The sequence below is a fragment of the Actinomadura sp. KC345 genome (assembly GCF_004348515.1).
Lineage (GTDB): Bacteria > Actinomycetota > Actinomycetes > Streptosporangiales > Streptosporangiaceae > Spirillospora.
Genome location: NZ_SMKH01000087.1, coordinates 1 through 11,738 on the forward strand (window position 1 = coordinate 1; position 11,738 = coordinate 11,738).

9 protein-coding genes are annotated in these 11,738 nt (G+C 72.7%); 5 read left to right on the forward strand and 4 right to left on the reverse strand.

Features of this window, described 5'->3' with window-relative positions; genetic code table 11:
- The coding region (locus E1281_RS16705) for a DUF222 domain-containing protein (protein ID WP_131879180.1) at positions 1-370 on the reverse strand (370 nt) is incomplete at its 3' end.
- A 1,097-nt stretch (positions 371-1,467) separates the two neighbouring features.
- Between E1281_RS16705 and E1281_RS16710 the strand changes: the two genes are divergently transcribed.
- Positions 1,468-1,647, forward strand: a complete 180-nt coding sequence (locus E1281_RS16710) for a hypothetical protein (RefSeq protein WP_131879182.1) — start codon at positions 1,468-1,470, stop codon at positions 1,645-1,647.
- A gap of 141 nt (positions 1,648-1,788) precedes the next feature.
- Here the strand turns inward: E1281_RS16710 and E1281_RS16715 are convergent, their stop codons facing one another.
- Positions 1,789-4,926 carry a tetratricopeptide repeat protein gene (locus E1281_RS16715; RefSeq protein WP_131879184.1) on the reverse strand — a complete coding sequence of 1,046 codons (3,138 nt, stop codon included), beginning with the start codon at positions 4,924-4,926 and terminating at the stop codon, positions 1,789-1,791.
- Positions 4,927-5,166: 240 nt separating this feature from the next.
- Between E1281_RS16715 and E1281_RS16720 the strand changes: the two genes are divergently transcribed.
- From E1281_RS16720 to E1281_RS16730, 3 genes are read left to right on the forward strand one after another with little or no spacing between them, the layout of a single operon-like run.
- Positions 5,167-6,303, forward strand: a complete 1,137-nt coding sequence (locus tag E1281_RS16720) for a hypothetical protein (protein WP_131879186.1) — start codon at positions 5,167-5,169, stop codon at positions 6,301-6,303.
- A 1-nt stretch (position 6,304) separates the two neighbouring features.
- Complete coding sequence (locus E1281_RS16725) at positions 6,305-7,540, forward strand: hypothetical protein (RefSeq protein WP_131879188.1); 1,236 nt, start codon at positions 6,305-6,307, stop codon at positions 7,538-7,540.
- Positions 7,540-8,037: a hypothetical protein gene (locus E1281_RS16730; protein WP_131879190.1), complete on the forward strand. Its 498-nt coding sequence runs from the start codon at positions 7,540-7,542 to the stop codon at positions 8,035-8,037. Before E1281_RS16725 ends, E1281_RS16730 begins: the two co-directional genes overlap by 1 nt.
- Here the strand turns inward: E1281_RS16730 and E1281_RS16735 are convergent.
- Positions 7,973-10,099, reverse strand: coding sequence for a tetratricopeptide repeat protein (locus E1281_RS16735; RefSeq protein WP_131879192.1), 2,127 nt, complete (start codon positions 10,097-10,099; stop codon positions 7,973-7,975). The genes E1281_RS16730 and E1281_RS16735 overlap by 65 nt on opposite strands.
- A gap of 189 nt (positions 10,100-10,288) precedes the next feature.
- On the opposite strand from E1281_RS16735, the gene E1281_RS16740 reads away from it, so the two are divergent.
- A complete protein-coding gene (locus E1281_RS16740; protein WP_131879194.1) occupies positions 10,289-10,654 on the forward strand; it encodes a hypothetical protein in 366 nt (121 codons plus the stop codon).
- 21 nt (positions 10,655-10,675) lie between these two features.
- On the opposite strand, the gene E1281_RS16745 is transcribed toward E1281_RS16740, so the two are convergent.
- Positions 10,676-11,638, reverse strand: a complete 963-nt coding sequence (locus E1281_RS16745; protein ID WP_131879196.1) for a DUF5954 family protein — start codon at positions 11,636-11,638, stop codon at positions 10,676-10,678.
- Between the last annotated feature and the right edge of the window lie 100 nt (positions 11,639-11,738).

The window sequence follows — 11,738 nt, forward strand, 5'->3', positions numbered from 1 at the left end:
CGTAGCCGTAGGAGAGTTCCCCGCGGGCGAGTCGTGTGGTGACGTTGGGGAGGCGGTGGCGCTGCCGGGCCAGGTTGAGGCGTTCCTTGGCGCGGGCCTCGCGCATGCCGAGCCGCGAGCGCAGCCAGCTCCGTGTGGATGGGTATCCCCAGCGGCGCATCTCTCTCGACGCGTCCACCCTGCCGATCAAAGCCGCCAGGGTACCTTCATTCAGGTCGGTGGCTCGGGCCAGGCTTTCGGCGTCCCCCATGCACACCGCCGGCGAGTCAGGCGCCGGGCGTTGGGCGAGTTCGGCCGCGATCGCTACCGCCGCGTCCACCAGCTCACTGGTGGACATCGACGCCACATCGATCCCATCGGTCGAACACATGACTCAATGTTATCGAACAACCACTCCCCGTATCCTGATTCCAGGTGAGAATATTGAAACCTTCTCGCTAGTGTTCTGCGCCTAAAATCCGCTGTGGAGTCCAGCTGGGTCGACGGCGAGGACAGGTGCCCGAGTCGGCCGGGGCCCCAAGGTGCCCGAACTGCACCGCCGACACCGCGCGACCCAGTTCAAGGACTCTTGGTCGCGATCGACAAGGCGCCGTGCCCGCCTGCTGGAGGTGCATCTGGTCTGCGACGACCTGGCCACCCACAAGACACTGCTCGTCCATCAGTGGCTGGCCGCCACCCCCGCTTCCACGTGCACTTCACCCCGACCGGGCTGCCTGGCTCAACCAGGTCGAGCACTGGTCCGCCTGCCTCACCACCCAACTCACCCAGTGCGGCGTCCACAAAGTGTCCAAGTCCTTGAAGCCGACGTCCGCGCCACCAATCGAAGCCGTTCGTGTGGACCAGTGTGGACCAGGACCGCCGAAGAGATCTTCGACCCCCTCGCCTAGGACCGGGGGCCTCGGCCTACGGCTATCGATCGGCCAGCGGCGTCCCCGCGGAGGACGGCGCACGTAGGACGTATCCGTGACAGGACGTTGCGCAGGCGGCGGTTTGCGTGGCCATCTCCAACCGGCAAGCCCGGTCGGAGTGGTCCAGGTGACCGTTGCCCGTGCCACCATCGGAGCTGAGTCGCTATCCTCTGTCGCTGATCAGCGACACGACCTGCGAAGTCGGACGCGCGACCGGTGACGAGACGTTCCGCACCGAGACCGTGCGGCACGCCCAAGAACTCGGCGCTCCAACGCCCATCCCCTTGACACCCTGTCCTCGGAGACCACCGGGACCGGGAGCCGGATCGGGCGCCCGCCCCGGGGCGTGGGGGTCACCCCTGCCCCATGTGGACGAACCGCCCGTGCCGTCGCACCCCTGGACTGTCCCGCTGTGTGGAGCGCGTCCCCCGTCTGCGCGCGTGCCCCCCATCCCTCGTAGGGCGGGAGGCGGCCGACTCAACCCGGCGCCGGGGCCACGGAACGTCGGAAGCGGGTGGGACGGAGCCTCCTCCCACCCGCTCCCGGTCGGCCGGCTCAGATGGGGCAGCCGGTCATGTGGACCTTTGTCTTCTGCACCTCGCAGCTTGGGGCCGCCGTCATGTGGACGGCCCTGGCCGCGTTCGCCGGTGAGGCGCTCGTGGCCACCAATATGGCGACCGTGCTGGCCGTCGTGACGAGAAATCTCTTCATTGAGATCCTGTCCTATTTGTGTGAATAGCCGGGTCTGTCCCGGAGGATGGTCAATCATAGCGAGAGCGTTGGGTCGCAGGGGGGATTTCGTGTGGTTCGCGCTGACAGTCGGAGATGCGGTTTTGTTGCGACCGTCCCGGCGAAATAGAGTGGGCCTCTAGAAAGGCGTTCAGGTTCCGGTGTTCTGTCCGGTTTGGCGTAGGCGGGCACGGAGGTGGGTGCCTTCAGCCAGGCCGAGGGTGTCGAACAGGCGGATCGCCTGGTGCCAGCAGTCGCGGGCGGCGTCGTCGCCCTGGACGTGCAGGAGTGCCGTGCCCAGGCTTTCCAGGGCCTTTGCCTCTTCGTACGGGACGCCTATCCGGGCGGCCAAGGAACGGGCTTGGCGGAGGTGGTCGACGGCAGCCGGGTAGCGGCCGGACGCGGTGAGGGTTTCGCCCAGGTGGCGGAGCGCGAGGGTTTCCTCGTAGCGTTCGTTTATCGACCGGGAAAGGGCCAGGGCGCGCTCGTGGTGGATCAGTGCCTCGGCGTATCGCCCGGTATTGTGGAAAGTGGCGCCTATGCCGATCAAAGTCTCGACCTGGTTACGACGGTCTCCCAGTTCCATGGATATGGCCAAAGCCCTGCGATAATTAGTCAGCGCCGTTTCGTGCGCGCCGGTGCGGCGATGGACGTTGGCCGTGTTGATGAGCCAGATGGCCTCGTGCTGGCGGTCGAGGCCGGTCGAGGCCGTGGTCCGCTCGTAGTACTCCACCGCGCGCTCGACGTCGCCCATGCGGATCATCAGGTCGCCCATGTTGTTGAGCGCCATCATGTGGCCGTGCGGGTCGTCGATCTCGGTGAAGATCGCGAGGGATTCGAGGCGGAGGCGTTCGGCTTCGCGGTAGCGGCCGGTGAACTCCAGGAAGATCGCGATGTGGTCGAGGCTCCGGGCCTCGCCGTGCCGGTCTCCCAGGGAGCGTTGGATATCGAGTGCCTCCCGGCAGCACGAAAGGGCCTCGGAGAAGCGGGAGCAATGCCAATGGACAAGGCTTATGCGTCCGAGAATATGCGCCTCGGCCCGGCGGTCACCGAGTGAGCGGTAGATCGTCAGTGCCTTTTCCGCTTCGTCCATCGCGGTGTCGTACATGCCGCCGCGGAAACGGATGTGGCTGAGGTCGGCCAGCGCGCGTGCGGTGCCCGGCCGGTCGCCGGACTCCCGCAGCGCCTCGACCGCGCGGGCATGGAGCCGCGCCGCGGCGTCCCAGTGGCCGCGCGACTCCAGATGCCCGGCGAGCACGCGGGCGAACCGGGGGGCCTGTCCTGGGAAGCCGATCCGGCCGGCCTCGGCGGCGGCGTTCAGCAGGCAGTCGTGCTCGGCCGTGAACCACTCGGCGGCCGCCGCCTCGTCCGGCAGCGGCGGCAGGCCCGGCGGAAGATGGACGATGCGGATGCCGTCCGCCGGCCGGTGCGGGAACAGCCGCCGGTCCGCACGGTCCGCCGCCGCGAGGTAGAAGTCCAGGATCCGGTGGACGGTCCGGCGCCGCTCCTCCTCGGGGTCGCTCTCGCGGGCGAGGCGGTCGGCGTAGTCGTGCACGAGGTCGTGGAATCGATAGCGGCCCCCGGCCGACTCGGTGATCAGGTTCCGGTCGAGGAGATCCTCGAGGATCCGCTCGGCCTCGCGGACGGGACGGGCGAGCGCCGCCGCGGCGGCGTGCGCCGTCAGGTCGGGGCCGGGATGCAGCGCCAACGCGCGGAACGCGTCCCGCAGCGGCGGCGGAAGCCCGCGGTAGGACAGCTCGAACACCCTGGTGATCTCGTGTCCCTCGTCGCGCAGCTCGTCCAGCCGGTCACCGGGGGTCAGCCGGGCGAGCAGGTCGGCGGCGTGCCAGGCGCGGCGGTGCCGCAGCCGGCTCGCCGCCATCCGCACCGCGAGGGGCAGCCGGCCGCAGCGGTCGACGACGGCGGCGACGTCGGCGGCGGGCTCCGCGCGCCCGGGGCCGGAGAGCCCCGTGAACAGGGCCGCGGCGTCCTGGACGGGCAGCACGTCCAGTGACAGCGGCAGAGCCTCGTGCAGCCCGGTCAGCCGGCGCCGGCTCGTCACCATCACCAGGCAGCCGGCGGACGCGGGCAGCAGCGGCCTGACCTGCTCGTGCTCGGCGGCGTCGTCCAGCACGATGATCGCGCGGCCGCCGGCGAGCTGGGACCGCCACAGTGCGGCGCGCTCGTCCAGCGCACGTGGCACCCGGGCCGCGGGGACGCCGATCATGCGGAGCAGCGTGTCGAGCGCGTCCGCCGGATCGACCGGGCCCTGCCTGGTGTCGTGCGCGTGCAGCTTGAGGAAGATGTGAGCGTCGGGGAACTCCCCGGCCAGCCGGTGCGCGAGGTGGACGGCGAGCGCCGTCTTGCCGACCCCGGGCATGCCGTCGATGGCGAGGACGGTCGCCGCGGATCCCGCCGGGGCGCCCTCGTCCGGGACCACGGCCAGGAGCTGACGCAGCTCCTCGTCCCGTCCGGTGAACCGCGGGACGTCGTGGGGCAGGACGCGGGGAGGCCGGTCGACGCCGAGCCGGGTGCCGGGGACGCGCAGCAGCGCCGGATCGCTCCGCAGGATTCGCCGTTGGAGGTCGCGCAGCGCGGAGCCCGGTTCGGTCCCGGACTCCGTCACGAACAGGTCGTGGGTGCGCCGGTAGACCTCCAGCGCCTCGGCTTGCCGCCCGGAGCGGTAGAGCGCCAGCATGAGCCCCTCGACCGGGCGCTCATCCTCCGGATGGCGTTCCACCAGGTCCGACAGCTCGCGCACGAGGTCGGCGTGATGACCGCGCTGCAACTCCAGGTTGACGCGCTCGAACGTGGCCGTGAGCAGTTCCTGCTCCAGGACGTGACGGGTCCGCTCCGCCCAGCCTCCGCTCAGGTCGGCGAGCGGGTCCGCCCGCCACAGCGTGGCGGCCCTGCGAAGATGGTCGAGGGCGTACTCTTCGTCGCCGCTCTCGGCGATGGCCCGCGCCTGGTCGCGCAGCAGCCGGAAACGGTGCAGGTCGACCGACTCGTCGGCGACGTCGATCCGGTAGGAGCCGTGCCGGGACAGCAGCGCCGCGCCCTCCACCCCGTCGAGACGGCGCCGCAGCCGTGTCATGTAGGAGTAGAGGCTCTGCCGCGCCTTGGCCGGCGGGGCGTCGTCCCAGACCCGGCGGATGAGGGTCTCGGCGGGCACGGGCTGCCGCGGGCTGAGCAGCAGCGCGGCCAGGACGCACCGTTCCTTGGTCGTTCCGAGGTCTCGCCGCTGGCCGTCGATCCACAGCTCAACGGGGCCTATGACGCGGAACTCCACCGGTTCCCCTTTGTGGAAATCTCCTCCTGCGCCGATTTTGTCATCGCGTGTACCACATTGCTAGAGCGTGGACACGTTTCCCCCAGTCATCCCGGAACCCCACTACTTACCGAGTCAGGACGATTGCAAGTTTTCGTCAAGGTCCCCGAACGACACTCGATTCCGGAGGCGGATCAATTCGATCCGCGACGGAGGGACGGATGGTGGCGGCATCCGAGGTCGAAGGAGGGTCGTACGGGGATGACAGGCTTCGAATGGCGCCGGGCCCTGACCGGGGCCGACCCCGGCTGGTGGGGGCGGCCGGGGGAACGGCGCACCGTGCTGATCGTGGTGGGCTCGCCCGTGCCGGGGCAGCCCGCACTGGACGTGGCGCGGTTCGCGGGGGCGGACCCGCGGCTGCGCGTGCTCTTCGCGGCGGCCCCCGGGCCGTCCGCGGCCGCCGTGGAGATGATGCTCAAGGACGCGGGCACGGCACCGCTTCGCTGGTCCGGACTCGCGGACGGTGACGTCGGCCTGGTCGTCACCGCGCACCGGATTCCCGCACGCTCGCCGGGTGCGCCGCTCATCGCCCTGCCGGGAACGATCCCGGCGGCCGTCGCGCACCGGCCCGCGCCGGCCGTGTTCACCTACGCCCACCACCTGGACCGCCCGCCCGACGCCGAGGAGGGCCGAGCGGTGGTGGTCGGCGATTCCGACCACGACCGGCTGGTGGCGAGCCTGCCGCTGCGCGACTTCTACCGGCGCGCGCTGGGCGTCGGCGGGCGGCGCGGGCTCGTCGTGGTGGCCCTGCCGGCGGACGGCGGCGCCGGTGCGTGCACATGCCGCCGGCCGGCGGACGTCGTGCGCCGCCTGCTCGCCGAACTGCCGCGCGACCGGTACGACGTCCTCGGCGTCCCCGAGCCGGGCGGCGACCCGTCCCCCGGCGGGCCGGGGCTCGCCGTCCACCTGCGGAACGGTCTGGGGCTCCTGCCGCCGGAGGCGGACTGGCGCGCGGCCCTCGTCGCCGCCGACTGGATCATCGGGCCCCCGGGCCGGGTCACGAGGTACGGGACGCTCACCGGGGTCCCGGTGCTCATCACCGGGCCCCAGCCCGGGGACGCGCTGCGCCTTCTCGCCGTGCGGCTCGCGGCGCACCGGCCCGTCCTTCCGCAGCTGACCGAGGCGGCGGCGCGGTGGCGTCCGGAGCGGGTCCGGCCGGTCGCCGGGCGGATCACGTCCGAGCCGGGACGGTTCGACCGCAACATGCGCAGCCTGATGTACGGGCTGCTGCGGCTGCCGCAGCCCGCCACGATCCCGGTGGCGGACCCGGTCTCGCCGCCGTTCCGCATCGGCTGCCGGGACGGGGAGCCGCTCGGCCACGTCCCCCAGGGAGGCTGAGATGACCTTCTCGGCGGACGCGTGGGTGCCGGGCCCGTTCGGCCTGGACGCCCTGAGGGGGTCGACGGTGCGGGCGCAGCGGACGGTCCTCGCCGTCGCGCACCACATGACGTCGGCGACCCGGCTCGCCGACGTCATGCCGCTGCTGGAGACCGACCTGCGGGTCGCGGTCGCGTACACGGCCGCGCCGGCGTCGGTCTTCACCGGAGGGGTGGACCGGCACCTGCGCGACCTCGGCGGCCTCGTGGTCCCCTGGCGGCAGGCGGTCGGGACCAGGTGGGACCTCGTCGTGGCGGCGAGCCACGGGATGCTGGAGAACCTGCACGGGCCGGTCATGACCGTCCTGCACGGCGCCGGCCCGGGCAAGCTGCTCCCGCGCCTGCGCGGCGCCGGTCCGGCCGCCGCGCGTCCGGTGACCGGGCTGATCAGGGAACGGCTCGTCGTCGCCGGGCGGGTCGTGCCGTCGTCGATCGTCCTGGCGCACGACCGGCATCTGGAGATGCTCGAACACGAATGCCCCGAGGCGCGTCCGGTGGCGTTCGCCGGCGGTGACCCGTGCCTGGACCGGCTGCTGGCCAGCCTGCCGTACCGGAAGGAGTACCGCCGCGCACTCGGTGTGCGGGCCGGGCAGCGGCTCGTGTTCGTCAGCTCCACCTGGAACGGGGACTCGCTGCTCGGCCGCCGCCCGGACCTGCTCCTGCGCGTGGCCGCCGAGCTGCCGCGCGACCGGTACCGGATCGTCGCGGCCCTGCATCCGAACGTATGGGCCTACCACGGAAAGCGCCAGGTCATGGCCTGGCACGCGGAATGCCGGCGGCTCGGTGTCCGGCTGTTCCCTCCGGAGGAGGGATGGCGGGCGGGCCTGGTCGCCGCCGACGTGCTCGTGGGCGACCACGGGTCCGTGACCTGCTACGGCGCCGCGCTCGGGGTACCGGTGCTGCTCGGCGCCTTCCCGGAGGACGCCGTGGCGCCCGGGACCCATGTCGCCGGGCTCGGCGCGATCGCGCCGCGCGTCGACTGGCACCGGCCGCTGGCCCCGCAGCTGGAGGAGGCCGCACACGCCTACTCCGGACGGATCCATGCCGCGATGCGGGGCGCCATCAGCTCCCGGCCGGGGGAGGCGGCCCGCCTCATCCGCGGGGAGATGTACCGGCTGCTGCGGCTGCCGGACCGGGAACGGCCGCCGGACGTCGAGCCCGTCCCGCTCCCGCTTCCCGGCCTTTCGAGGGCGGCGTGATGGTCGCGCTCGTGAGGGTCTGGGACGACCTGCCGGGACCGGTGCGCGTGCTCATCGGCGGGCGGGTGCTGGCGCTGCGGCGCTCGCCCGCCGGCGGTTCCGGGCCGCCGCCCCGCGACGAGCACCTCGTCGCGGGACCGGAGGCCACCCCGCGCGCCTGGCTGGCGTGCGCGGACGTGATCGTCGGCCGGTCCGGGGACCCGGCCCGGCTCCTGGCGGCCTACCCGGGCTGCCTCGTCGCGGCGACCGTCACCCGGCGGGGCTGCCGGGTGGCGGCCGGAGACCTGCTGGCGCGGCTCGATCCGGTGCTCGGCGGGACGTGCCCGCCCGCCGACGCGGCCCTGTACGCGTCCGCCCTGCACGCCTGGCTCGTGGCGGGCGGACGGCCGGTGGGGACGCTCACCCGGCTCACCCTCGTCCGCGGGAACGCCGTCACGATGGTGCGGATCCGGGATCGCCGGGTGGCGCGGCCGGGAGATCGGCGAGCCGTGCCGTGACCTGGGCCGTTTGGGGAGAGCCCAGCGCAGTGTAGATGGCGAGCGCCCGTTCCAGGAGCGGGCGCTCGGCCGGGTCGCCCAGCCGTTCCGCGACCCGGGCCAGCTCGCGCAGCGCGTCGGCCTCCACGTGCGGCGCGTCCATCTCCCGCGCGGCGTCGTGCGCCTCGCGGAGGGCGGCGGCGGCTCCGTCGGGGCGTCCGGCCCGCAGCCGGGCCTGGCCGAGGCACGTGAGGGTCCGCGCCCGGTGGTAGGGCTCGTCCAGGAGCGTGAACGTCTCCAGCACGCCGGTCAGGGTCTCTTCGGCCTCGGTGTGCCGGCCGGCCGCGCTGAGCGCCTCGCCGATGTGCCGGTCCATCAGCGCGATCCCGCGCGGACGTTCCAGATCGGCGTGCACGTCCCGCGCCAGGGTGAAGAGTTCGGTCGCGTGGGACGGGGCGCCGGTGGCTAGGGCCAGGACGCCGAGTCCTTCGAGCGCGGACGCCTCGCCGAGCCGGTGGCCGGTCCGCCGCTCCAGGGCGAGGGCGGTCTCGTAGTGGCCGGTCGCGGCGCCGAAGTCCTGGAGGTTGAGGCGGGCGACCCCGAGCCCCTCCAGCATCCGCGCCTGCGCCTTGAGGTCGCCGCAGGACTCGGCGGCGGCGAGCCCCAGCTCGTACGTCCGGATCCATGACGGGTAGTGCTTGCGCTGGAGGAACAGCGGCCACATCGCCTCGGAGATCTGCCAGGTGATCGCGTGCCGCCCCGTCTCGTGCGCCTCCTGCGCGACCGCCTCCAGGTTCGGCCGCTCCCGTTCGAGCCACTCCAGCGCCTCGGCCCGGGACCCGAAGAGGTCGTCCGGCGGTGCCGCGTACCGCTCGCCGAGGTGCCAGCGTCCGGGTATCAGGGTGAGGTCGGCGGCGACGGCGGTCGCCAGGTACCAGCCGGCGAGCCGCGCGAACGCCGTCCCGCGGTCCGGTGCCGGGGCGGGGGACGCGTTCCGCGCGTGCAGGCGGACCAGGTCGTGGAAGCGGTACCGGTCGCCGGGGCCGTCGAGCAGCAGGCTGGCGTCCACCAGGCCGTCCAGGAGTTCCGCGGCGCGTTCCTCGTCGGTCCCGATGAGGGCCGCCGCGGCGGCGGCGCAGAGATCGGGCCCCGGATGGACGCCGAGCAGCCGGTAGGCCGCCGCGTGTTCACCGTCGAGCGCCTGGTAGGAGGTGTTGAAGACGGCGCTCACCGAGATGTCGCCCTCGCCGGTGCGCAGCGCGGAGAGCCGCCTGGTCTCGTCGCCGAGCTCGGCCACCGCGCGGGCGATCGGCCAGCGCCGCCGCGCCGCCAGGCGGGCACCGGACGCGCAGACGGCCAGCGGAAGGGTGCCGCAGAGCGCGACCAGTGATCGGGCGTGGTCGCGTTCGGCTCCGATCCGGTCCGCCCCGATCAGGTGCTCCAGCAGTTCCAGGGCCCCCGGCTCGCCGAGCGGGTCGACGTCCAGGAAGCGTGCGCCGTCCACCACGAGCCCGGTCAGGCGGTGCCGCGAGGTGACCACGACCAGCGACCCTCCGGCGCCGGGCAGCAGCGGGCGGACCTGTGCGGCCGAGACGGCGTTGTCGAGCAGGACGACCAGGCGACGCCCGGTCGTCATGGACCTGAACAGCGCGGACTGCTCGTCGGTGCCGGGCGGGATGCTCTCCGGCGCCGCGCCCAGGGCGCGCAGGAAGCGTTCCAGCGGCTCGTCGGGCGAGAGCGGCCCGGCGCCGGAGAAGCCGCGCAGGTCGATGAACAGCTGGCCTTCGTAGCCGTCCTTGAGCTCGTGCAGCCACCGCAGAGCGAGCGTGGTCTTGCCGACGCCGCCGGGGCCGGTGAGGACCACGAGCCCCGGGTGCTCCGCGAGAGCGGCCAGCCGCCGCAGCTCGCTGCGCCGGTTGGCGAACAGCCCGGGCGGTGGCAGCTGCGCGGGGACGGGGAGGGGAGCCGCGCCGGGCGCGGTGATGTGCACGCCGCCGGCGATGGACCCGGCCTGGACACTGGAACCCGCTATCCTCCCCGTCAGTTCGTTGGTCCACCGGTCCCGTTCGTCGGGAGACTGCACGTTCCATCCATCCCATTGCTCGGCGGCGTCGTTGATCGCCTGCTTTGTGGCTAACGTACCTGGGTGTTCGGTTTAAAGTAACTGTGGACGGTATTTGCAATTTTGGTCATGCCGTTTATGTGGTACCGGTCAAAATGGCGATTGTCCGTGCCCGGCCCGGCGTGGTGAACTGGGACGGTGACAGATCCGATGACCGTCGCCATCGCCACCGCCATGGCCGGCAAGGCCGTGGAGGTGGCCGGGGAGCCGGTCCGGGCCGCTGTGGCCGAGCTGTCCCGGCGGGTCCGCGAGCGTGTCCGGGGGCGTCCGTCCGAGGAGGAGGCCCTGGTGAGGGCCACCGACGACCCGACGCCCGAGAGGGTCGGGACCCTCGCCTCCGCCATCGAGCACCTCATGGCCGACGACCCCGAGTTCGGAGCGGAGGCGCGCAGCCTGTGGAACCAGGCGCAGACCAATGCCGCAGCCACGGGCGACGGCGTGGTCAACGTCCTGAACGGCCAGGCGGCCAGGGTCGTTCAGCTCCGCGACGTGCACGGAAACGTGAACATCGGTTGACGCCGGGGGCGGCGACGCGGTTCACAGGTCGGCGGCGCCGGTGAGGCCGTAGCGGTCCTGGTCGCAGGGGCGGGGGGACTCGGGGCCGTCGCGTCCGAGGCGGAGTGCCTGGGAGACGCGGACGATGCGGAACTCGCGGCCGCGGACGGTGATGCGGTGGCCCGGGGACGCGTCGATCTCCGTGGCGAGCGCGGTCCACTCGGCGAGTTCGGCGGGCGTGGCGGGGTCGCCCTGGAACTCGCGGAGCCTGGGGAGCAGGCCGGTGAAGTGCCCGGCCAGCCGGGCGCGGGCCTCGTCCGGGGTGTCTCCGCCGGTGAGGGGCGCCCACGAGTCGCCGTCGATCTCCAGGACGATGAACGTGGGCGGGAGCAGTATGACGCCGGGGTGGGTCTGGATCGCGTGCCGGGCCTCGGCGCGGACCTCGTCGGGGACGCTGCCGGGGACGGGCATGCGCGCGACCAGGTTCAGGCGGAGCTGCGCCTCCCACTGCCCGCACGGGGCCGGAGGGTCGACCGGGTGGTCGCGCAGCAGGCCGTCGGAGGCGAGGTCGGCGTCGGTGGAGCGGGGCGGCTCCATGACGCGGTCGCCGATCAGGATGAACTTCTCGACCCGGATGATCCGGTACCGGCGGTCACCGATCTCCCATTCGTCCTTGGCGAGCTGGTCGCCGTCCTCGGGGTCGAGCCGGGCGGCGGCGGCCAGCATGGCCTCGGCGGTCCCCGGGTCCTTCTCCCCGGCGGCCTCCGTCCGGAGGTCGATGGCCAGGCCGTACCGGGCCGCGGACGGATCATCGGAGCCGAGGGCTCCAATTCTCCACTCTTTTCCGATTTGCACTGCATGCCCGAAAGTGGGGGAGCCGGCGGGCAATATCTTGGGATAGCGCAGCATCCGCTCGCCGAGTTCCCGGTCGCGCACGGCCGCGACCGGGTCGAGTTCGGCGACCACGTTGATGTGGTCGTACCCGTGCATCAGCGGGAAGGTCATGCCCGCATCTTGGCCGCACGGCCTGCTTTCCCGCATGATTTCCGCGATATCGGGAGGCCCGCCTCGCGGCGATCACGTGGAAATGGATGATTTTGTGGGG